Consider the following 21488-nt stretch of genomic DNA (forward strand, 5'->3'; position numbering starts at 1 on the left):
GCCCACCCACCCCGCTTCCCTCCCGGCCTGCCCCCGCGGCTGGCCCGGCCCCCCCGCGGCCGCGCCGCGGCCCCCCCCCCCGCGGCCGTACGGCGATCGTGGGGCCGCGCCGCCGAGGACTCCGGCTCGGCGGCCCTCGATTCCGCTTCCGAGATCGGGAAGGCGGCCCTCCGGTCCGGTGGCGACGGCGGAGCCGCGGACGGCTGGATGCCGCTGCTGGCCCGGCCGTACGGCGGACGGTGGGCGCCGGTCAGCAGCCGGTCGAGGACCCGGCGGGCGCTCCCAGGCCGATGCTCAGCACCTCGGGTGCGGCGGGTACCGCGCAGCAGCCACCGCCGGCCTGCCCGGCTTCGGGCTCGTCGAAGAGTCCGGCGCCGCCGCACACCCCGGTCTCGGGAAGGGTCAGCTCGACGCGGGCCGCGGCCTCGTGGTCGCCCGCGAGGTGGGCGGCGACGGAGCGGACCTGCTCGTAGCCGGTCATGGCGAGGAAGGTGGGCGCACGCCCGTAGGACTTCATGCCCACCAGGTACACGCCGCTCTCGGGGTGGGCGAGCTCCTTGGCGCCGTGCGGGTAGACGGTGCCGCAGGAGTGCTGGTTGGGGTCGATCAGCGGCGCCAGCTCCACCGGCGCCTGGAGGCGTTCGTCGAGACCGAGGCGGACCTCGGAGAGGAACGACAGGTCGGGGCGAAGGCCGGTGAGGACGACCACCTCGTCCAGGGGCTCACTGCGGCGGCCGTCCTCGGAGACGAGGACCACCCGGTCGCCGTCCCGCTCGACGGCGCTGGTGCGGAATCCGGTGAGCGCGGTGGCGTGCCCGGCGTCGACGGCGGCCTTGGCCCGCAGGCCGAGCGCACCGCGGGCGGGCAGCTCGTCGGCCTCGCCGCCGCCGAACGTGGCGGAGCCGATGCCCCGTCGGAGGACCCACACCGCGTGGGTGCCGGCCTCCTCGGCGGCGAGGTCGGCAAGTCCGGCGAGGGCGGTGAACGCGGAGGCGCCGGCGCCGACCACAGCGGTGCGCCTGCCCGCGTACCGGGCCCGTACGGCGGCGTCCTTGAGGTCCGGGACGCGGTAGGAGATCCGCTCGGTGTGGGTGCGCTCCCCGAGCGCGGGCAGGCCGTCGGAGCCGAGCGGGTTGGGGGTGGACCAGGTACCGGAGGCGTCGATGACCGCGCGGGCCCTGATGCGCTCCTCGCCCCCGTCGGCGGTGGTGACATGGACGGTGAACGGCTGCTCGGCCCGGCCGGAGTCGACGATGCGGTCACGCCCCGCGCGGGCGACGCCACCGACCCGGGCGCCGTAGCGCACGCGCCCGCCCAGGACGTCGGCGAGCGGCTGCAGGTACCGCTCGGCCCAGTCGCCACCGGAGGGGTAGGCCGTGCCGTCCGGGCGGACCCACCCGGTGGGGGCGAGCAGCTTCTCGGCGGCCGCGTCGACCACCTCGGCCCACGGGGAGAACAGCCGCACGTGGCTCCACTCGCGCACCGCGGCCCCCGCCGAGGGGCCTGCTTCCAGCACGAGCGGTTCGATGCCCCGCTCGATCAGGTGCGCGGCGGCGGCCAGGCCGATCGGGCCGGCGCCGATGACGAGGACGGGCAGGTCGTGGTCTTCGGACATGGCGCTGGTCCCCTTCGAGGCGGGCCGGGTGGCTGCGACCACCCAGCTGATTCGACGAACGTCGATGTGATGACGGTCCCGACCTTGCCACTCGAATAGATGGCTGTCAACATAGACACATGTCGAATCCTGAGGTGGCCCTGCTGGAGCCCGAGGCGGTGCCGTGCTGCGCGCCGCTCGCCTCGGCCGAGCTGTCGGTGGAGGACTCGGTGCGGACGGCGGCGATGTTCAAGGCCCTGGGCGATCCGGTGCGGCTGAGGCTGTTCTCCAAGGTCGCCTCGCACGAGGGAGGGGAGGCGTGCGTGTGCGACATCCAGGACGTCGGCGTCTCCCAGCCGACCGTCTCCCACCACCTGAAGAAGCTGCGGGAAGCCGGGTTGCTGACCAGTGAGCGCCGGGGCACCTGGGTCTACTACAAGGTGGCGCCGTCCGTGCTCGCGGGCATGTCCGCCCTGCTCGACCTGAACCGCTGACCGCGGCCATGGAGCACACGGCGCCGCGTCCCACGCTCACCGTCGCCCCGATGGAGCACGGTCACGCCCGGCCGGTCCTGGCGATCTACCAGGCGGGAATCGACGAGGGCAACGCCACCTTCGAGACCGCCGCACCCTCCTGGGAGGCGTTCGACGCCGCCCGGCTGCCCGGCCACCGGCACGTCGCCCTGGGCGCCGGTGGCGAGGTGCTGGGGTGGGTCGCGGTCGGCGCCGTTTCCGCTCGGCCCGCTTACGCCGGCGTCGTGGAGCACTCCGTCTACGTCCATCCCGAGGCCCGCGGTCTCGGGGTCGCACGTGCTCTGCTGGAGGCGCTGATCGACTCCACCGAGGCGGCCGGGATCTGGACGATCCAGTCCGGGGTGTTCCCCGAGAACGCCGCCAGCCTCGCCGTTCACGCCAGGGCCGGGTTCCGGGTCATCGGTACCCGCGAGCGCGTCGCCCGCCAGCGTGGCGCCTGGCGCGACGTCCTGCTGATCGAACGTCGCAGCCCGGCCGTCGACTGACCCTGGGCCGCCGGCATCGCCCCGAGCGCCAGCACCTGAGCGCGCCGGACCTCGTTCACCTCGTACCGGCCGTGCGGCGGCGCTGGTCGAAGATCAGCGCGACCAGCGCGAGCCCCAGTGCGCCACCCACCAGCTGTACGCCGATGAAGCCGGGTACCGAGGCGGGGGCGATCCCGGCGAAGGTGTCGGTGAACGCGCGGCCGATGGTGACGGCGGGGTTGGCGAAGGAGGTGGAGGAGGTGAACCAGTAGGCGGCGCCGATGTAGGAGGCGACCGCGGCGGGGGCGAAGCGCAGCTGGCCGGTCTTGGCGAGGCCGAAGATCAGCAGGACCAGGCCGGCGGTGGCGACGATCTCGCCGAGCAACAGGTGCCCGGCGGAGCGGTCGTGCGTGGACCACTCCACGAGTGCCCGGCCGAACATGGCGTCCGCCAGGACCGCGCCGCCGATGGCGCCGGCGATCTGCGCCGGGATGTAGGCGGCGGCCTCGCGGAGCGTCAGGCCGTGCGGGTCCTTGCGGCCGTTCCACCACTCGGCCAGCGTGACGACGGGGTTGAAGTGTGCGCCGGAGACGGGGCCGAGCAGCAGGATCAGCACACCGAGGCCGAAGACGGTGGCCAGCGAGTTGGCCAGCAGCTGGAGGCCGACGTCCCGGCTCAGTTCGGTGGCCTGGATGCCGGAGCCGACGACGACGGCCACCAGGGCTGCGGTGCCGACCAGTTCGGCCGTCACCCGGTTCAGCAGGGGCGTTGCCGGGGGCTCGGCGGTCAGTGGTCCGGCCTCGGTGGTCTCGGGCTCGGCCTCGGCTGTGGCGCTCAACAGATGTGCTCCTCGTGCGGGGTGGGGCAGGCCGCCAGGGTGGGGCGGGAGTGGTTCAGCAGGACCGTCTGACGCCGGCCTCGGCGGTCAGCCGCGCTGCGGAGGCCAGCGCGGCGAACTCCGCCGACAGGGCCTCCAGGGCTTCGGGGCGGAGCGAGTAGTACGTGAAGCGCCCGCAGGGCTCGGTGTCCACGAGCCCTGCCTCGCGCAGGATCCTCAGGTGGTTCGACAGGTTGGTCTGCTTGGCGCCGGTCTCCTCCGCCAGGTGGGTCGTGCACAGTGCCTCCCTGGAGAGGAGCGCGACGATCCGCATCCGGAGCGGGTCGGCCAGGGCTTTCAACACATCACTGTCGACTGAGGTCACCATGGGCTGATACGTTACCCGGGTCGGCCCGCGCAGGCGAGCCCCTCCTTTCCGGCCGCCGCCGGGCACCCCGCGCGGCGCCCCGGTCGAGCGGGTGCGCGCGATCCGCGACCGGACCGGCTCCGCGTTCAGCCCCCCTGGCCGGCCTCACCACCGGGGCGAGGTGACCCGCCGCCTCCCGCGCCCGGACCACACCCGGACGCGCCCGCCCCGCACAACCGAAGGGACCACGATGACCACCGCCCCCGCCGCCTCCGTCCTGTTCGTCTGCATCCACAACGCCGGCCGCTCGCAGATGGCCGCGGGCTTCCTGCGCCACCTCGCGGGCGACCGGGTCGAGGTCCGCTCGGCCGGCTCGGTCCCCGGTGACCGGATCAACCCGGCCGCGGTCGCGGCGATGGCCGAGCTGGGCATCGACATCTCGGACCAGCGGCCGAAGGTCCTCACCACCGAGGCCGTGCGGGCGTCGGACTACGTGATCACCATGGGCTGCGGGGACGCCTGCCCGTACTTCCCCGGCAAGGAGTACCTCGACTGGAAGCTGGCGGACCCGGCCGGTCAGGGCGTCGAGGCCGTCCGCCCGATCCGCGACGAGATCAAGGGCCTCATCGAGAACCTGATCGCCGAGATCGACGCCAAGTCCGTGCGGGGGTAGTTGACCACTCCGGGGCCGACACCGCCCGGACCGGCGGGGTGGCACGGCGACGTGCGCGAGATCGTCACCGTCGGCTCCGGCCCCGCCGCGCTCCCCATCGCCCGCGCCCGCCGGGGCTGCCCGCCGCGCCGCGGTCAGGGCTCGACGATCCGCTCGAAGAAGAACTCGTGCTTGAGGAAGGAGACGTCGTACTCGTGGCCCGGGTACGGCGGGATCAGCTGGGCGGCCTGGAACAGCCGCCAGCCGTCCCGGAGCGCCGCCACCCCCGTTTCGTACGGCGGCTCGTCGCTGTCGCCGGTGGTGGGTGAGGTGCGGCCGGTGCCGTCGTACCGCGACCAGCCGACGACGTGGGAGTCCAACGCCGAGCTGGACAGGTAGAGCACCAGCACCTGCTGCCGGGCCGACTGTGACGTCATATCGCCTGCTCCTTGGGGCGGTTGGACACCCTGGTCACCCAGTGGTCGAGGTCGTAGCCGTCGTCGCCGGTCAGCGACCGCCACAGCAGGATGCGGTTGTACCGCTCCAGCCGGCCGGTCGCCCCCTCGTACCACGGGAACACCGTGTCCAACTCCGCGTTCACCCGCGGGTCGTGGAGATCCGTGGTGTCCCAGAGCCGTTGTTGGCGCACCCTCGGATTGAAGCGGATCTTGAACATGTAGCGCATCGTGTCGCTGTCGTTGCGCCGGCCTCCGTGCCAGAGGCCGTGGTGCAGAAACGCCACCGTCCCGGCCGGGCAGACCAGCCGGTCCTGGCCGCGCAGGTTCTGGTAGCGGCCGGTGTCCGACTCGTTGGTCCGGCGGAGATGGCTGCCCGGAACGCTGAGCGTGCCACCCATCTCCAGTGTCACCGCCTGCGGGTAGTACATCAGTTGGACGTCGAAGGCGTCCGGCCGGACGTCGATGATGGCGTCCCCGTGCAATGGCTGGGCGTCGCCGCCGTGCGGCTCGCGGGTGTGCACGGCGTGGTGGTCCACCCACGGATCGGGGCCCACCAGGCTGCGCAGTGCCCCTGCGACCTGCGGCAGTTCCAGCAGCCTTCGGACGAAGGAGCCTTCCGGGTACGCCGTGGACACCGGCGTCCCGTACGGCACCGGCGGTACGCCGTCCGCCAGTACCGTCAGGCCCTCGGCGTTCAGCTCCGTCGGGACCACCGCGTCCAGCCGCAGCGACCCGCGCGCGACGAAGCGCGCCATCTGGACCGAGTTGAGCAGTTCCTGCCTCTTCTCCATGACGGCCACGCTAGGACCGCCCGCCGCCCTGCCGGGTGGGCCGCGTTCACTCACTACTGGTCGATTCTCACCACCCCGCCCCGCGGAAGCGGATCGAGGATCGTGGCCCTGGAAGGGGTCGCGGGGGCTGTGGTAGACACGTGACCATGCGCACGGTCATCGCCCACCTCGACGAGCCCCCGACTCTCGCGGCCGTCGGAATCGGCGCGCACGGACCGGCCGGCCAGGTGGACGTGTTCTCGCTGCCCGACCTCTGGCAGCTCCATCTGTACGGCTACGAGGCCGACTTGACGGTCGACGGCACCGAGCACGCGATCCGTCCGGGGCGGGTCAGCCTCGTACCGCCCGGGGCCGAGGTCCGTTACCGCTACCGGGGCCGCTCCCAGCACCTCTACGTCCACCTCCGTCTGGGCGCCGGGGGAGCGCCCACGAGCATCCCGGTGATCCAGCAGGCTGGTCCCGAACTTGCCTTGCTCACGGCACAGTTGCAGCAGGCGCTGGCCTCCTGGCCGCACACGCCGGCGCGGGCCGTGGCCGAAGTGTGGGGGGCCCTGTGGCGGGTCGCCCGGCTGACCCCGCCAGGGGAGCGGACCGCGCGAGCCGTCCATCCTGCCGTGGCGGCCGCAGTGGCCCTGATCGAGGCGCGGCTGACGGGACCCCTGACGGTGCCGGAGATCGCGAAGGCGGTGGGCATCTCCCACAACCACCTGACCCGGCTGTTCCGGGCCGCCACGGGGGATACGGTGGTGGGCTACATCCGGGCCCGGCGGATGGAGCGGGCCCGCCACTTCCTGCGCGCCACCACACTCTCCATCCCCGCCGTCGCCGCCTCGGTCGGCATTCCCGACCTCCAGGCCTTCAACAAGGCCTGCCGCCGCGAACTCGGCACGTCCCCACGCGGCATCCGTGCCGCCCCGCCCGCCCAGGGGGCGCCGGTTCCGGTGCCCGGCCTCCCGCGGGGCGCTTCCTGATCCGGGAGCCTCGGCAACCTTTCCGTCTCCGGCGGCGACAGGGCGGTGGACCACCGACCCGGTCTCCCGCCACCCCCTGGCAGGCCCCGTACGTCGAACTCACCTACCGAATAGGTCTGTTGACCCATACCAACGGCACCCGCCGACCCGCCCGGGAACGCCGCGCCGCCGACCGTCCCGACGGTCGGCGGCGCGGGCCGTCGCCGGTGCGGCGGTACCCGGCTCGCCCGCCCCCGTCCGCTGCCGCGTGGTCCTCACAACTCCCGGAGGGCGAAGGTCGGATGGAGGCGGCGGGTGTGGTCGAGCGGGCGGACCGGGCCGGTGAGGCTGAGCGGCACGGTGAAGCGCGCGTCGGTGCTGGAGGCGGAGATCCGAAGCTCCAACCCGCCCGGTTCGACGATCCGGTGGCCCTCGCGGCCGGTGAAGGAGGCCAGGTCGGCGGGGAGCGTCAGGCTCACGCGGCACCCGGCGCCGGCCGCCAGCTCGATCCGCCGGTAGCCGACCAGCCGCTGTACCGGCTGCACGACGCTCGCCACCGGGTCGTGCAGGTAGAGCTGCACGACCTCGCTGCCCGCCCGGTCCCCGGCGTTGCGCAGCTCGAAGGCGAGTCGGAACTCGCCGTCGGTACCGGCCTCGACGGTCTCCGGCACCAGCCCGGACCAGCTGAACTCGTCGTAGCCGAGCCCGTGTCCGAAGCCGAACGCGGGCGTCGGGTCGGTGCTGGAGACACCGCTCGCCTGGGCGAGCCGCGCGGCGAGGTAGGTCGAGGGCTGGGCGCCCGGGTGCGCGGGGATGCTGACCGGCAGCCGTCCCGAGGGGTTGACCCGCCCGCTCAGCACACCGGCCAGCGCCTGGGTGCCGGCCTCGCCGGGGAAGAAGCACTGCACGATGGCCCCGGCCTCGGTCACCGCGCGCCCCAGTGCGTACGGCCGCCCGGCCAGTAGCGTGACCACGAGCGGAGTGCCGCAGTCGAGCAGCGCGTCGAGCAACTCGCGCTGTCGCCCCGGCAGGTCGAGCGACTCGGCGTCGCAGCCCTCGCCGCTGGTGCCCCGGCCGAACAGCCCGGCCCGGTCGCCGAGGGCCAGCACCACCACGTCGGCCTGCCGCGCGACCCGGACGGCCTCGGCGATCCCGCTCGCGTCCTCCCCGTCCACGCTCACCCCGTCGACCGTCCAGAGCTCGCTGCCGGTGAACTCGGCGGCCAACGCCTCGCGCAGGGTGGGGAGTTCGATGCCGAGCGGCATCTTCGGGTGCTGGCTGCCGACGTGCACCGGAAAGGAGTAGCAGCCGAGCACGGCGGTGGGTTCGTCGGCGTTGGGCCCGATCAGCGCGATCCGGGCGGGTCGGTGCAGCGGCAGCAGGCCGTCGTTGCGCACCAGGACCACGGCCTGCTCGGCGAGTTCGGCGGCGAGCGCGCGGTTGGCGGGCTGGTCGAGGTCGACCAGGCCGCGCAGGGCCTCCGGGTCGCTCAGGTCGGTGTCGGCGAGGACGTCGGGCACCGGGTCCCAACCCGGGTCCAGCAGCCCGAGCTGGGCCTTCTGGACGAGCACCCGGTGCAGCGCCCGGTCGATCAGCCGCTCCGGGACGGTCCCGGCGGCGACGGCGTCGAGCAGGGGCTGCCCGAAGGTCTTCACGGTCGGCAGTTCGACGTCCACGCCGCTGCCGAGGGCCAGCGCGGCGGCGTCGGACCAGTCCTCGGCGACGCCGTGCAGGGCCTTGAGGAAGGCGATGCCGAAGTAGTCGGCGACCAGCGTGCCGGCGAAGCCCCAGGTGTCCCGGAGCAGGCCGGTGAGCAGGGCCTCGTCGGCGGCGGAGGGCATGCCGTCGGTGTCGGTGTAGGCGTGCATGACCGAGCGGGGCCGGCCCTCGCGAACGGCCATCTCGAACGGTGGCAGGATGACGTCGGCGCGTTCGCGCGGGCCCATCGAGACGGGGGCGAGGTTGCGTCCGGCGCGGGAGGCGGAGTACCCGGCGAAGTGCTTGAGGGTGGCGACGACCCCGGCGGACTCCAGGCCCTGGACGTAGGCGGTGGCGACCGTGCCCACCAGGTACGGGTCCTCGCCGATGGTCTCCTCGACCCGTCCCCACCGGGCGTCGCGCACCACGTCGAGGACCGGCGCGAGGCCCTGGTGCACGCCGACGGCCCGCAGGTCGCGGCCGATCGCGGTGGCCATCGCCCGCACCAGTTCCGGATTGAAGGTGGCGCCCCAGGACAGCGGCACCGGGTAGGCGGTGGCGCCCCAGGCGGCGAAGCCGGCCAGGCACTCCTCGTGGGCCAGGGCGGGGATGCCGAACCGGTTGGCGGCCGCGATCCGGCGCTGGGTCCGCAGCAGCGAGAGCGCGCCGAGCGCCGGATCGACCGGCGCGGTGCCGAACGGTCTGGTCAACTGGCCGAGCCCGTGCGGGAGTAGCGCATCGAGTTCGGGCGGCTCCTCCATCTCGTGCTGGTACGGGGCGACTTCGTCGCCCCCCTCCCCGGCGGCGACCCAGACGCCGATCAGCTGGGCGGTCTTCTCCCGCAGGGTCATCGCGGCGATCAGGGCGTCGGCCCTGGCCTCCGGGGTGAGCGTGGTGTCCCGCCAGGCGGGGGTCTCCTCGGGCGCGGGGTCGTGGGTGGTGCTCATTTCCCTCCAACGCCCGTCAGGCCCTGGACGAGGGCGCGACGGGCGAACAGGTAGACGAAGAAGACGGGGAGCGTGGACAGCACCACGGCACTGAGCAGACCGGGTACGTCGACGCCGTGTTCGGTCTGGAACTCGTACAGGCCGAGGGTGACGACCTTGGTGGAGTCGGACTGGGTGAGGATCAGCGGGAACAGGAAGCCGTTCCACGCCTGGAGGGCGGCGAACACCACGACGGAGGACAGGCCGCCCTTGGACAGCGGCAGCACCAGCTGCCGGAAGACCCGGGCCGGGGAGGCGCCGTCCATCGCCATCGCCTCGTAGAGCTCGGGGCTGATGTCGCGCATCGCGCCGGTCAGCACCAGGGTGCAGACCGGGAGGCAGAAGGCGGCGGTCGGCAGGATGACGCCGATCAGGTGGTCGTACAGCCCGGCCTTGCTGATCAGGTAGAACATCGGCACGATCACCGCCTGGGCGGGGATCGCCAGGCCGAGCAGGAACATCCGGAACACCCAGCCGGTCGCCCGGCCGCGGGCCCGCACGATCGCGTAGGCGAGCGGCGGGACGACCAGCAGCACGATGGCGACCACGCTGGCGGTGACGGCCAGGGTGTTGAGGAAGTCCTGCCCGAAGCCGTTGGAGAGGTCGGTGAGGTAGTTCTGCAGGGTCCACTGCGCGGGCAGGCTGAGCGGGCCCTCGGTGGAGTAGTCGGCGCGGGTGCGGACGGTGGCGAGCAGCAGCACGTACAGCGGCAGACCGACCAGCAGCAGCCAGATCAGGGAGCCCAGTCCGGCCAGGACGTTGGGTCGTTGACGCGGCATCACAGGCCCTCCGTCGTCCCGTGCATCCGGTCGTAGCCGGTGAACCTGACCACGGCCAGCGAGATCAGGGTGGCGACGGCCACCAGGACCAGGGCGATGGCCGATCCGCCTCCGAAGTCGAAGCTCTTGAAGGCCTTCTGGTACATGTAGAAGGCGCTGACGGTGGTGTCGGTGCCGGGGCCGCCCTGGGTCAGGATCAGCACGGTGTCGAAGGTGGTGAGGCCGCCGACCACCATCAGCACCGACGAGGTGATGGCGGTGTTGCGCAGCTGCGGCAGGGTGATGTGGAAGAACTGCCGGACGGTGCCCGCCCCGTCGATCGCCGCGGCCTGGTAGAGCACCTGCGGGATGGCCCGGGCGCCGCCCTGGTAGATCAGTGCGTGCAGCGGGGTGAACTGCCACACGCCGACGAAGGCGAGTACCGCGATCGCTCCGCCTCGGCTGCCGAGCAGGTTGCCGTCGCCGAACAGCCAGGTCAGTTGGGACGGGACACCGAAGTTGGGGTCCAGGACGGCCCGCCACACCACGGACACGGCGGTCGCCGACAGCAGCAGCGGTACGAAGTAGATCGCCGAGAGCACGGCCCGGTTGCGCTGGTGACCGGCGGCCCAGACGCCGAGCAGGATGCTGATCGGCGTCTGGAGGACCACACCGAGGACGGTGAGCAGCAGGGTGGTCCCGATCGACTGGATCATCACCGGGTCGTCGATCAGCGCGGTCCAGTTGTCCAGGCCGTTGAAGCGCGGCTCGGTGATGCCGTCCCAGTGGGTGAAGGAGAGCACGGCGACCAGGAGCAGCGGCACGATCGCGAAGAGCGTGAAGAACACGGCGGCGGGCGCCGCCCAGACGAAGCCCGGGCGGGTCACCCCCGCGCCGGACTTCGGGGCGGCCGTCACTCGGTGGGCAAGGCCTGCATGGCCTTGATGAAGCCGTCGGCGTCGAGCTTGCCGTTGAAGAACTGCTGGACGGCCGTCTGGAGCGGGGTTATCGCGCTCGGCGGGTAGGCCTGGTCCCAGGAGAGCTGGAACGACGGCGCGGCCTTGACCAGCTCGTACTGGTACTTGGAGTACGCCGGACTGGCCGCGGTGTCCAGGTACTCGACGGTGTTGACGGTGGTCGGCAGGTTGCCGGCGGCGAGCTGGGCCTTGACGAACTCCTCGGAGTACATCAGCTTCAGGAACGCGGCGGCGGCCTCCGGGTGCTTGGACTTCTTGAGCACCGAGTAGAAGTTGTTGGTGTTGCCGACCACGTCGGCCGCGTCGCCCTGGCCGCCGTCGATGGTGGGGAAGCCGGTGTAGCCGAGGCCCGACTTGGCGAAGTCCGGGTTGCCGTCCTGCTGGGTGGAGTAGTACCAGGAGCCCATCAGCTCGAAGGCGGCCTTGCCCTTGGCCACCAGGGCCGGGGAGCCGCCGTCGGTGAACTTGACGGAGTCGAAGTTGGTGCCGAAGGCGCCCGTGTCGACGAGTTCCCTGAGCGTGGCCAGCGCCTTGCGGCTGTCCTCGCTCGCCCAGGCGGCCCGGTCGCCGCCCACCGCCTTCTGGAGCAGGCCGGGCCCGGCGATCCGGTCGTAGAGGTACTCGAACCACATCAGGGTGGGCCACCGGTCGGCGCCGCCGAGCGCGATCGGGGTGATGCCCTTGGCCTTCAGTGTCTTGGCGTCGGCGATCAGTTCGGGCCAGGTCTTCGGCGGGGTCAGGCCGGCATCGGCCAGCACCTTCTTGTTGTGGAACAGCAGCACCGGCTGGGTGCCGCGCATCGGGATGCCGTACGGCTTGCCGTCCACTACGGCCGAGTTGAACACCGACGGCAGGAAGTTGTCCTTCAGGCCCGGATCCTGGGCGATGAAGTCGTCCAGCGGGAGCAGCAGGCCGGCCTTGACGAACGGCTGGATGGATCCGCCGCCCCAGTTGAAGAAGACGTCCGGGGCCTGCGGGGTGTTGATGACGGTCTGCAGCTTCTGCTGGTAGTCCGCGCCGGGGACGGTGTCGAGCACCACCTTGACCTTGGAGGTCCGGTTGAAGGTCTCGACGATCTGCTTCTCGACCTTGTTGGTGGCGTCGCCGTAGACCAGCACGCGGATCGTCCCGGCACCCCCGTCGGAGGAGGAGCCGCCCGACCCGCAGGCCGCGGTCATGCCCAGGACGAGCGCGGTGGCCGCAGCGATCGCGGTGAATCTCGATCCCATACTCTGCCCCTCGTACGAATGTTGCGATGAAGTTACCGAATGTTGTGGGAAACCTAGGGCCACCCCCTTCGCCCGTCAAGGGTTCCGGCGGGATCCGGTCCGACCGGTCGACCGGCTAGCATCCGTGCCGTACGGACAGCCACAGCAGCGGAATTCGCCCGACAGGGCGGTGCAGGAGGACCTCGTGACCAGAGCCGCGACGCTCGCCGAGATCGCGCGGGAGGCGGGAGTCTCGGCCCCGACTGTTTCGAAGGTCCTGAACGGCCGGGCCGACGTCGCCCCCGCCACCCGGGAGCGGGTGGAGGACCTGCTGCGCCGACACGGCTACCGGCGGCGCGGCGGTGCGCGGACCAGCCCGCTGCTCGACCTGGTCTTCCACGAGCTGGAGAGCTCCTGGGCGACGGAGGTGATCCGCGGCGTCGAGAACGTGGCACGCGAGGAGGGTCTGAGCATCGTGCTCTCCGAGTCCGCCGGCCGGCTCACCCCCGGTCAGTCCTGGGTCGACGGGGTACTCGCCCGCCGCCCCACCGGCGTCCTGCTGGTCCTGTCCGGTCTGGACCGCTCCCAGCGGGACCAGCTGGCCGGCCGCGACATCCCGTTCGTGGTCATGGACCCGGCCGGCGACCCCGGCCAAGGGGTGCCCGCCGTCGGCGCCACCAACTGGGACGGCGGCCTGGCCGCCACCCGGCACCTGGTCGACCTCGGCCACCGCCGGATCGGCCTGATCGGCGGGCCGGGCCGGATGATGTGCAGCCGGGCGCGGGCCGACGGTTACCGGGCGGCCCTCGACATGGCGGGCCTCGCGTACGACCCCGAGCTGGTCCGCGAGGGCGACTTCCACCACGAGGCGGGCCACCGGGTCGGGCTGGAACTGCTGAGCCTGCCCGACCGGCCGACCGCCGTGTTCGCCGGGAACGACCTCCAGGCCCTCGGGCTCTACGAGGCCGCCCGTGAGCTGGGGCTGCGCATCCCCGAGGACCTCAGCGTGGTCGGCTTCGACGACCTGCCGCTGGCCCGCTGGGTCGGCCCGCCGCTGACCACCGTCCGCCAGCCGCTGACCGAGATGGCCGAGGTCGCCGCCCGCCTGGTGATCGACCTGGCCCGGGGCGCCCGGCCCGCCGCCCTGCGGGTGGACCTGGCCACCAACCTGGTCGAGCGCAGCAGCACCGCCCCGCCGCGAAAGTCGTCCCCGACGGTTGACGGAGCGCCGGCCCGGCCCTAGGGTCGCCGCTGGAATCGGCGGAGATTCCGAAAGTTTCGGTCCTTTCGGGTCTCCCTAGCCTCAGCGTTCCACGCACCACCGCACGTCCGTCTCTTGCCACCCACAGAGAAGGGACCACGCCGGTGTCACTCCGGACGCTCCACCTCACCCGCTCCGGGCGCGCCCTCGGCGCCGCCGCCGTCACCGCGATCGCCGCCCTGGCCGCCGTCACCGCGATGCCGACCGGCCAGGCCGGCGCGGCGGGCACCGCCCTGCGCTCGCTCGCCGAGGCGAAGGGCATCTACTTCGGTACCGCCATCACCCAGGGGGACCTGAACAACCCCGCCCTCACCGCCGTCGCCGGCGGCCAGTTCGGCATGCTCACCCCCGGCAACGAAATGAAGTGGGACACCGTCGAGCCCTCGCCGGGCAGCTTCAACTTCGCCCCGGCCGACCGGCTGGTCTCCTTCGCCCGGACCAACTCGATGAAGGTGCGCGGCCACACCCTGGTCTGGCACAACCAGCTCCCGTCCTGGGTGAACAGCCTGGCCGGCGACCAGGTGAAGCCCGCCATGCAGAGGCACATCACCAACACGATGGCCCACTACAAGGGCGGGCTCTACGCGTGGGACGTGGTGAACGAGCCCTTCAACGAGGACGGCAGCTTCCGGGCCGACGCCTTCTACCGGGCGATGGGCACCGGCTACGTCGCCGAGGCGCTCCGCACCGCCCGAGCCGCCGACCCGGGCGCCAAGCTCTACCTGAACGACTACAACATCGAGGGTCTGAACGCGAAGAGCGACGCCATGTACAACCTGGTGAAGTCGCTCAAGTCCCAGGGCGTCCCGCTGGACGGTGTCGGCTTCCAGGCCCACTTCGTGCTCGGCCAGGTCCCCTCCTCCCTGAAGGACAACCTCCAGCGGTTCACCGCACTCGGAGTCGAGGTCGCGATCACCGAGCTGGACGACCGCATCAAGCTCCCCGCGACCGGTGCCGACCTCGCCAAGCAGGCGAGCGACTACGCCTCCGTGATCAACACCTGCCTGGCCGTCACCGGCTGCGTGGGCATCACCCAGTGGGGCGTCGGCGACGCGGACTCCTGGATCCCGGGCACCTTCCCCGGCGAGGGCGCCGCCACCATGTACGACAACGGCTACCAGCCGAAGCCCGCCTACACCGCCTCCGCCAACGCCCTCGGCGGCAGCACCCCCAGCCCCTCGCCGACGCCCACTCCGACTCCTACGCCCACCCCGACCCCCACTCCTACGCCGGGCGGCGCCTCCTGCAAGGTGACGGCCACGGCCAACACCTGGAACACCGGCCTGACCACGGACATCACCGTCACCAACACCGGCTCGACCACGGTCGACGGCTGGGCCCTGGCCTTCACCCTGCCCTCCGGCCAGACCGTGACCAACACCTGGAACGCCTCCATCACCCCGGCCGGCGGCCAGGTCACCGCCGGGAACCTCGGCTACAACGGCACCCTGGCCCCCGGCGCCGCGACCTCGTTCGGCTACCAGGCCACCCACACCGGCAACACCCAGCTCCCCACCCGGTTCGCCCTCAACGGAGTTGTCTGCGCCACCGCATGACGTTCCATCAGCGGCCGAGGGCCCGCACTCCGTCCGGGGTGCGGGCCCGCCGTCCGCGCGGCAGCGGACGGCGCCGGGGGACCGGCCCTGCCCTCCTGGAGGGTGGACCGGTTCCCCCGGCGCCGGGATCCCGCCGGGGCGGCCGCCGGTCAGCGCCAGGCGGTGTTGAAGCCCAGGGCCGGACTGGCTTCGCGCACCAGGGACTTGGCCTGCTCCGGCCACCAGACGCCGGCCGCCGGGTCGACGACGCCGTACTCGGGGTCGACGGTGCCGCCCGGGATGCTGCGGTTGCACTGGCCGTCGGACTGGCCGACGGTCTTGATCCACAGGAAGGCGTCGGCGAGCGGCACGCCGGTGTTCACGGTCGGCCGGTCGCCGACCCCGCGCCCGGGCGCGTTGCACCAGGTCTGCGGGTCGCCGCTGTACTTGCCGGCCGGCGGGGTCCAGCCGCCGCGGCCGGCGCGGCCGGTGTCGACGACGAAGTGAGTGAGCTCGGCGGCGGGCGGGGTGCCGACGTTCTCCCGGTACCACTGGTCGGTCCAGTGCCAGGTGGACGGGTCGTCCGCATTCACCGCGTTTCCCGGCTGCCCGTCGTTCGGCGCGGACGGGGAGTAGTACTGGCTCGCGCACCGGTCGGGGTGACCCTTGGCCCAGTCCGGGCCCTTGGTGGCGAACCACAGGCACTGCGAGATCCAGGTGCCGTAGTGCGTGGACCGGTCGGTGGCGAAGTAGTTGGAGACGTTCAGCGAGAAGCCCTGGGCGCGGCCGACCCCGGCCTGCGTCAGGCGCTCGGTGATCGCGCCGACGCCGTGCCAGTGGCTGTTGCCCGCGTCCAGGTAGACCACGCTGTTCGGCTGCTGCTCCAGCACGTCGATCGCGTGGTTGAGGTCGGCGATCCGGCCGGCGGTCAGCTCGCCGGTGGGGTCGGCGCCGGGGGCGCAGTCGGCGGGGAGGTTGGCCAGCCCGTCGGGCTCCAGCACGACCACGGCCTTGCTGCGGCCCAGGCCCCGGGCGAACGCGCCGATCCACGCGCGGTACTCGGCGTCGGACTGCGCCCCGCCGGCGGAGTACTGGGAGCAGTCGCGCAGCGGGATGTTGTACGCGACCAGCACGGGGACGGTCCCGGTGCGCTCGGCGCGCCGCACCAGGGTGCGCACCCTGGACTCGACCTGGTCCGGTGTGCCGTCGGTGAACCACGCGGCCTCGGGCCAACTGGCCAGCTTCGTCATGGCGGTGGCGCCGTCGTAGTCACCGTGGAGCAGGTCGGTGAAGGCCTGGTGGGCCGCGTCGCTGTCGGGGTCCACGTAGAAGCGGGTGTCCGGGGCGAGCGTGTGGGAGGCCGGCGCGGGGCGCGCCTCGGCGGCGGCCGGGGCGGCGGCGACCAGCAGCGCGAGCGCGCTCGCGGGCAGGACGGCGCGGTGCAGGGGGATACGCACGGGGATTCCTTCGGTCGGGGCGTTCGGTGTCACGGGCCCGGGGCGGCGGGGGAGCCGGTGCCGCGTCAGGCGGCCTTCGTCCGGGCGGAGGCCGCCTGGCGGGGCATCAGTAGCCGTAGATCATCTTGTAGGCGACCTCCGGCAGGAACTGGCCGGCCGAGGAGCCCGCTCCAACGCCGCAGTTGCCGTCGGACTCGCCGGGAATCTTGATCCACAGCAGCATCTCGGCGCCGCCGCCGGTCCGGGTGGGCGTGCCGATCCGGCGGCCGCTCGGGTTGCACCACTGCCCGTTGGAGCCGTTGCCGTTGCGGCTGGTGTCCACCGCGAACGGCTTGGTGTAGCCGTACGCGCTCAGGGCGCTGTTGACCGCGTTGCCGTAGTTGGTGTTGTCGCCGGTGGGGTAGTAGTTCGAGACGTTGAGCGAGAAGCCGTGGGCTGCGCCGACGCCGGCGGCGGCGAGGTGCTGAGCCATGGTCTGGGCGCCGATCCAGCCGGGGTTCCCGGCGTCGAGGTAGACCCAGGTGTTGGGGGCCTTGGCGTTGAACTGCGCGATGGCGTTCTTCAGCATGGCGTTGCGGTCGGCGATCTGGGCGGGCGTCAGGCAGCTCTGGTCGCCGAGCGCGTCGGGTTCGAGGATGACGACGGCCGGGCGGTTGCCGATGCCGCTCGCGAAGGCGGCGATCCAGCTGTCGTACGCGGCGCGGCTGCCGGCGCCGCCGCCGGACTGGCCTCCGCAGATGTCCCGGTTGGGGATGTTGTAGGCGACCAGGATCGGCAGCTTGTCGGAGGCGTCGGCGCGGCCGACGTAGGCGCCGGTGGCCGTGCCGATGTCCCCGCTCCAGTTGCCGAACCAGCGGGCCGCCGGGGTGTTGGCGATGGCGGAGCGGATCGCCTGGGCCCGGCCGTCGCCGGGATTGGCGTTGGCCCAGCGCAGGGCGGAGTTGTCGGGGTCGACGTAGAAGCCGCTGGTCATGGTGGTGGGGTCGGCGGCGTACGCCGGGCCGGCGCCGACCAGCGCGAGGCCGGCGGTGAGGGCGCCGGCCAGCAGCGCGGATGCGGTGCGGATGGACTTGCGCATGGTGCTTCCTCCGATGGGTGGGGGCGGAGAAGTGGAAGCGCTTCCAGTTCAGCGCGAATCGGATCGCGTCGTTGGGATGATTGAGCCAGCCGACGGAACCTGTCAATAGCTTGCGCAGCAGGCACTTCAACGATCTTCGCCTTGCCAGCTGGGGGCACCGAAGGCGGACGGGTACGCTGAAAGCGCTACCAGATTTCGGAGGCCGGATGGTCGGAAGGCGCCGCCCCCGCACAGGTCCGGAGCGGGCCGGCGCGTGGAATCATGGCCCTGTCCGCCGCCCGCGAGCCTGAGGAGCAGCCGTTTCCATGGAGCCGACGCCCAAGCGCATGCCGACCCTCGACGAGGTGGCTCAGCGCGCCGGTGTGTCGCGCACGGCGGCCTCCCGGGCGATCAACAACGCGCCGCACGTCAGCCGGGCCAAGCGGGAGGCAGTCGAACGGGCGGTGCGCGAGCTCGGCTTCGTCCCCAACCCGAGCGCACAGGCGCTGGCCACCCGCCGGGTCGGCGCGGTCGTGCTGGCGGTCTCCAGCGACGAGCCGGGGCTGTTCGCGGACCCGTTCTTCGCCGAGGTGATCGTCGGCGTGAGCGCGGCGCTGGAGCAGACCGACCTGGAACTGATCCTGCTGCTGGCCAACAGCCCGCGCGGCCGGGAGCGGTTCGAGCGCCTGCTGCGCTCCCGCCGGGCCGACGGCGTGATGCTGATGGCGCTGCGCGGCGACGACCCGCTGGGCCGCCTCGCCGAGGAGGCCGACCTCCCGGTCGTCTTCGGCGGCCTGCCACTCGCCGGCGAGCCCCGGTGGTACGTGGACGCCGACAACCGGGGCGGTGCCCGGCTGGCCGCCGACCACCTCGTACGCAGCGGGCGCCGGCGGCCCGTCATGATCACCGGGCAGGTGGACACCAGGGTCGCCGTCACCCGCGAGCAGGGCTTCACCGAGGGCCTGAAGCTGGCCGGTGTCCCGCTGCTCGGCGTCGAGGCCGGCGACTTCACCGAGGAGGGCGGAGCCGCGGCGATGGAGCGCCTGCTCGCCGGCCGTCCCGCGCCCGACGCCGTGTTCGCGGCCTCCGACGCGATGGCGATCGGCGCACTGCGCACCCTGCGGCTGCACGGGCTGCGGGTGCCCGAGGACGTCGCGGTGGTCGGCTTCAACGACCTGGCGAGCGCCCGGCACACCAATCCGCCGCTGACCACCGTGCACCAGCCGGTGCGGGCGCTGGGGCAGGAGATGGCCAGGATGCTGGTGGGCGCCATCGAGGGACACGACCCCAGTCCGCTGATCCTGCCGACCCGCCTCTCGGTGCGCGAGTCCGCCCCCGACGTGCCCGCCCGGGCCTGACCCTCGCGGACCCGTCGAGCACCGAGCCGGGCATCGGCGCAGCCGCCGGGGGCCCGGACCGGACAGGACACCGGCGAGCGTCTGTCGGTCCGGCCGGAACGCGCGCGACACCGGCTGCCGTCGCCGGCCGGCAGGCGGTTTGTGTGTGTCCAGTCAAGGCAATGCAAAGGTCCACTCGACCTTCCTCGGTGCGGCGACCGGCTCCCTAGACTCGCTGGCACTCGCCGGGCTGTCCGGACGAGCCCTAGGGAGGTCACATGATGCGCCACAGGATCGCGGCCCTGACCACAGCCACCCTTCTCCTCGCCGGCGGCGCACTCGGCGGCGCGACGTCGGCATCTGCGACCGTCGACCCCGGCACCAGCTGGGACCACACGTGGACGACCTCGGACGCCGATCACGGCGGCACGGTCTACGTCGAGGAGCACGGCGACATCGTCTCCGTCTGCGACTCGGCAGCCGACGGGATGGCCCCCAGGGTCGAAGTCTTCGTCCAAGGCGGCTCCGGCCAGTACAACCCCCGCTACACCATCGCGGCCACGGGCGGGCTCGGATCATGTACCACCGTCAGTGCTTCCGACGGGGGCGCGTACGACCTTCCGGAGAACGTCAGCATCATGGTCTCCATCTGGCTGGGCACGTCCGTGGGGCATTTCGGAAGCGAACACGTCTACCTCAACGACCACTGAACCCCGGCCGCTCCGCGCCGAACGGGCCACTGAACAAGTGGTTGGGGTGGGTAGGTTGGGGCCCCGGCCGACGGACGTCCTGCCCCGTCGACTGACCCTCGGTCGGCCGACGGGCAGCCGGCCCCACCCCTCACTACTCGGCGGTCGTGCCCCACGGGAGGGCTTCTCCCGACCGCACGTGGTCCCTCAGCCACAGCTCGGTGTTGCTGACGTGCAGCATCGCGGCGGCCTGGCTGAGGAAGGCGTCGCGGGCGGACAGTGCCCGGAAGATCGCCTCGTGCTCGGCGAGGGTCCGGTCCGAGGCCTGGATGTCGACCAGACCGCGCCAGATGCGGGCGCGCAGGGTACGCCCGGAGATACCCTCCAGGAGCGTGAGCAGGCTCTCGTTGCCCGTGGCGGTGATGATGGCGCGATGGAAGGCGGCGTCGTGAGCGTTGAGCCGCTCCACGTCGTCACGGGCTTCGCGCATGGCCTCCAGGTGCCGCTCGACCTCGGCCAGCTGCTCGTCGGAGATCCGGGTGGCGGCCAGCGCGGTGGCGACCGGTTCCAGGAGCCGCCGCGTCTCCATGAGGTCCTGCAGCGCGGTCGAGTCGCCCTGCAGCAGTTCCACCGCACCGCCGAGCCCCTCCAGGAGCAGGCTCGGCTGCAGGCTGGTCACGTAGGTGCCGTCGCCGCGCCGGACCTCCAGGACCCGGGCGACGGCCAGCGCCTTCACCGCCTCCCGGGCCAGGTTGCGGGAGAGGCCGAGCTGGGCGGCCAGCTCCTGCTCCGGCGGGAGCTTCGAGCCCGGTGGCAGCGCCCCGCTGAGGATCAGCTCCCGGATCCGCATGATGGCCTTGTCCGTCAGAGACACCGCGCACTCCTTCCGGGCCCGTTCGCCGCGGGCACGTCCGACCTGATGAGTCCTCGGGCGCGGAGATCGTCCCAAAGACCTTCGGGGATGTGCTGATGGTGGAGTTCCACGTTCCGCCTGACCTCTTCCGCGGTCCGCATCCCAAGGGTGACGTTGATGATAGTGGGATGGCTGTACGGGAAGGCGACGGCTGCTGTGGGCAGCGTCGTACCGTGCGCCGCGCAGACCTCGGCGACCGCCAGGGCGCGGGTCACCAAAGCCGGGGGAGCCTCCCGGTAGTCGTACATCATGCCCGCGGTGGGCTGGTCGAGGGAGAGCAGGCCGGAATTGAACACGCCGACGGCCACCACGCTCTTGCCGAGTTCCGCCGCGGCGGGCAGGACGTCGTCCAGCGCCGACTGGTCCAGGAGGGTGTAGCGGCCGGCGAGCATGACCACGTCGGCCGCCGTCTCGCGCAGGAAGCGGGCGAGCATGGCCGACTGGTTCATCCCGGCGCCGATCGCGCCGATCACGCCCTGGTCGCGCAGCTCCGCGAGCGCGGGCATGGCCTCGTCGGCCGCCTGCCGCCAGTGCTCGTCCGGATCGTGCAGGTAGACGACGTCCAGGCGGTCCAGGCCGGTGCGCTGCAGCGTGTCCTCGATGGAGCGCAGGACGCCGTCACGGCTGAAGTCCCACTGGCGGCGCAGGTCGTCGCGTACGACGAAGCCCTCGCCGTCGACGCCGCGGGGCTCCTCGTTGGGCACCAGCAGCCTGCCCACCTTGGAGGAGACGACGTACTCGTCGCGCGGGCGGCCTCGTAGGGCGGCGCCCAGGCGGCGTTCGGAGAGGCCGAGGCCGTAGTGCGGTGCGGTGTCGAAGTACCGCAGGCCGGCCTCCCAGGCCTGGTCGACGGCGGCCGCCGCGTCCGCGGCCGGGGTGACCCGGTAGAGGTTGCCGATGGTGGAGGCCCCGAAGCCGAGTTCGGTGAGCTCGACGGGGGTGCCGCCGACCTTCCGGCGCGCCATGTTCCGGTGTGTCAACTGTTC

The 21488-nt window shown here is 72.5% G+C and carries 21 protein-coding genes; 8 read left to right on the top strand and 13 right to left on the bottom strand.

Annotated features, from left to right (window positions below):
• Positions 1-250 precede the first annotated feature (250 nt).
• Positions 251-1615 carry an NAD(P)-binding domain-containing protein gene (locus AB0J08_RS06495; protein ID WP_360627830.1) on the bottom strand — a complete coding sequence of 455 codons (1365 nt, stop codon included), beginning with the start codon at positions 1613-1615 and terminating at the stop codon, positions 251-253.
• Positions 1616-1734: 119 nt separating this feature from the next.
• Between AB0J08_RS06495 and AB0J08_RS06500 the strand changes: the two genes are divergently transcribed.
• Both AB0J08_RS06500 and AB0J08_RS06505 read left to right on the top strand, forming a co-directional pair.
• Positions 1735-2088: a metalloregulator ArsR/SmtB family transcription factor gene (locus tag AB0J08_RS06500; RefSeq protein ID WP_360627833.1), complete on the top strand. Its 354-nt coding sequence runs from the start codon at positions 1735-1737 to the stop codon at positions 2086-2088.
• 50 nt (positions 2089-2138) lie between these two features.
• Positions 2139-2612 carry an N-acetyltransferase family protein gene (locus tag AB0J08_RS06505; RefSeq protein ID WP_360627836.1) on the top strand — a complete coding sequence of 158 codons (474 nt, stop codon included), beginning with the start codon at positions 2139-2141 and terminating at the stop codon, positions 2610-2612.
• 55 nt (positions 2613-2667) lie between these two features.
• On the opposite strand, the gene AB0J08_RS06510 is transcribed toward AB0J08_RS06505, so the two are convergent.
• Positions 2668-3381 (bottom strand): MIP/aquaporin family protein, encoded by a 714-nt coding sequence (locus AB0J08_RS06510; RefSeq protein WP_360628259.1) that lies wholly within the window; start codon positions 3379-3381, stop codon positions 2668-2670.
• Between the two features lie 103 nt (positions 3382-3484).
• Positions 3485-3796 carry a metalloregulator ArsR/SmtB family transcription factor gene (locus tag AB0J08_RS06515; RefSeq protein ID WP_360627839.1) on the bottom strand — a complete coding sequence of 104 codons (312 nt, stop codon included), beginning with the start codon at positions 3794-3796 and terminating at the stop codon, positions 3485-3487.
• 229 nt (positions 3797-4025) lie between these two features.
• Between AB0J08_RS06515 and AB0J08_RS06520 the strand changes: the two genes are divergently transcribed.
• On the top strand, positions 4026-4448 hold the full coding sequence (locus tag AB0J08_RS06520) for an arsenate reductase ArsC (RefSeq protein ID WP_360627842.1): 423 nt from the start codon (positions 4026-4028) through the stop codon (positions 4446-4448).
• A gap of 134 nt (positions 4449-4582) precedes the next feature.
• Here the strand turns inward: AB0J08_RS06520 and AB0J08_RS06525 are convergent, their stop codons facing one another.
• Together AB0J08_RS06525 and AB0J08_RS06530 are read right to left on the bottom strand one after the other, a co-directional pair.
• On the bottom strand, positions 4583-4864 hold the full coding sequence (locus AB0J08_RS06525; RefSeq protein ID WP_360627845.1) for a hypothetical protein: 282 nt from the start codon (positions 4862-4864) through the stop codon (positions 4583-4585).
• A complete protein-coding gene (locus AB0J08_RS06530) occupies positions 4861-5676 on the bottom strand; it encodes a phytanoyl-CoA dioxygenase family protein (RefSeq protein WP_360627848.1) in 816 nt (271 codons plus the stop codon). Before AB0J08_RS06530 ends, AB0J08_RS06525 begins: the two co-directional genes overlap by 4 nt.
• Positions 5677-5822: 146 nt before the next feature.
• Between AB0J08_RS06530 and AB0J08_RS06535 the strand changes: the two genes are divergently transcribed.
• Positions 5823-6647, top strand: coding sequence for a helix-turn-helix transcriptional regulator (locus AB0J08_RS06535; protein ID WP_360627851.1), 825 nt, complete (start codon positions 5823-5825; stop codon positions 6645-6647).
• Positions 6648-6901: 254 nt separating this feature from the next.
• Here AB0J08_RS06535 and AB0J08_RS06540 read toward each other — a convergent pair whose 3' ends face one another.
• The 4 genes from AB0J08_RS06540 to AB0J08_RS06555 are packed head-to-tail and all read right to left on the bottom strand — an operon-like array spanning position 6902 to position 12223.
• On the bottom strand, positions 6902-9271 hold the full coding sequence (locus tag AB0J08_RS06540) for a glycoside hydrolase family 3 N-terminal domain-containing protein (protein WP_360627853.1): 2370 nt from the start codon (positions 9269-9271) through the stop codon (positions 6902-6904).
• Positions 9268-10089: a carbohydrate ABC transporter permease gene (locus AB0J08_RS06545; protein WP_360627856.1), complete on the bottom strand. Its 822-nt coding sequence runs from the start codon at positions 10087-10089 to the stop codon at positions 9268-9270. The genes AB0J08_RS06540 and AB0J08_RS06545 overlap by 4 nt, the downstream gene beginning before the upstream one ends.
• Complete coding sequence (locus AB0J08_RS06550) at positions 10089-10985, bottom strand: sugar ABC transporter permease (protein WP_360627859.1); 897 nt, start codon at positions 10983-10985, stop codon at positions 10089-10091. The genes AB0J08_RS06545 and AB0J08_RS06550 overlap by 1 nt, the downstream gene beginning before the upstream one ends.
• Positions 10982-12223, bottom strand: coding sequence for an extracellular solute-binding protein (locus tag AB0J08_RS06555; protein WP_360628262.1), 1242 nt, complete (start codon positions 12221-12223; stop codon positions 10982-10984). Before AB0J08_RS06555 ends, AB0J08_RS06550 begins: the two co-directional genes overlap by 4 nt.
• A gap of 235 nt (positions 12224-12458) precedes the next feature.
• Between AB0J08_RS06555 and AB0J08_RS06560 the strand changes: the two genes are divergently transcribed.
• Together AB0J08_RS06560 and AB0J08_RS06565 are read left to right on the top strand one after the other, a co-directional pair.
• Positions 12459-13496, top strand: a complete 1038-nt coding sequence (locus AB0J08_RS06560; RefSeq protein ID WP_360627862.1) for a LacI family DNA-binding transcriptional regulator — start codon at positions 12459-12461, stop codon at positions 13494-13496.
• 122 nt (positions 13497-13618) lie between these two features.
• Positions 13619-15070 (top strand): endo-1,4-beta-xylanase, encoded by a 1452-nt coding sequence (locus AB0J08_RS06565; RefSeq protein WP_360627865.1) that lies wholly within the window; start codon positions 13619-13621, stop codon positions 15068-15070.
• Positions 15071-15219: 149 nt separating this feature from the next.
• Here the strand turns inward: AB0J08_RS06565 and AB0J08_RS06570 are convergent, their stop codons facing one another.
• Both AB0J08_RS06570 and AB0J08_RS06575 read right to left on the bottom strand, forming a co-directional pair.
• Positions 15220-16506: a glycoside hydrolase family 6 protein gene (locus AB0J08_RS06570; RefSeq protein ID WP_360627868.1), complete on the bottom strand. Its 1287-nt coding sequence runs from the start codon at positions 16504-16506 to the stop codon at positions 15220-15222.
• A gap of 106 nt (positions 16507-16612) precedes the next feature.
• Positions 16613-17584 carry a glycoside hydrolase family 6 protein gene (locus AB0J08_RS06575; RefSeq protein ID WP_360627871.1) on the bottom strand — a complete coding sequence of 324 codons (972 nt, stop codon included), beginning with the start codon at positions 17582-17584 and terminating at the stop codon, positions 16613-16615.
• Positions 17585-17889: 305 nt separating this feature from the next.
• On the opposite strand from AB0J08_RS06575, the gene AB0J08_RS06580 reads away from it, so the two are divergent.
• The gene (locus tag AB0J08_RS06580) at positions 17890-18921 is read left to right on the top strand and encodes a LacI family DNA-binding transcriptional regulator (RefSeq protein WP_360627874.1); all 1032 of its coding nucleotides are present in this window, start codon (positions 17890-17892) and stop codon (positions 18919-18921) included.
• Between the two features lie 257 nt (positions 18922-19178).
• Complete coding sequence (locus AB0J08_RS06585; protein WP_360627877.1) at positions 19179-19610, top strand: hypothetical protein; 432 nt, start codon at positions 19179-19181, stop codon at positions 19608-19610.
• Between the two features lie 133 nt (positions 19611-19743).
• Here AB0J08_RS06585 and AB0J08_RS06590 read toward each other — a convergent pair whose 3' ends face one another.
• Both AB0J08_RS06590 and AB0J08_RS06595 read right to left on the bottom strand, forming a co-directional pair.
• Entirely contained in the window at positions 19744-20463 is a 720-nt protein-coding gene (locus AB0J08_RS06590) for a FadR/GntR family transcriptional regulator (protein WP_360627880.1), read from the bottom strand.
• Positions 20454-21467 carry an aldo/keto reductase gene (locus tag AB0J08_RS06595; protein WP_360627883.1) on the bottom strand — a complete coding sequence of 338 codons (1014 nt, stop codon included), beginning with the start codon at positions 21465-21467 and terminating at the stop codon, positions 20454-20456. Before AB0J08_RS06595 ends, AB0J08_RS06590 begins: the two co-directional genes overlap by 10 nt.
• Positions 21468-21488 lie beyond the last annotated feature (21 nt).

The organism is Kitasatospora sp. NPDC050463, from assembly GCF_040655255.1.
Classification (GTDB): Bacteria; Actinomycetota; Actinomycetes; order Streptomycetales; family Streptomycetaceae; genus Kitasatospora.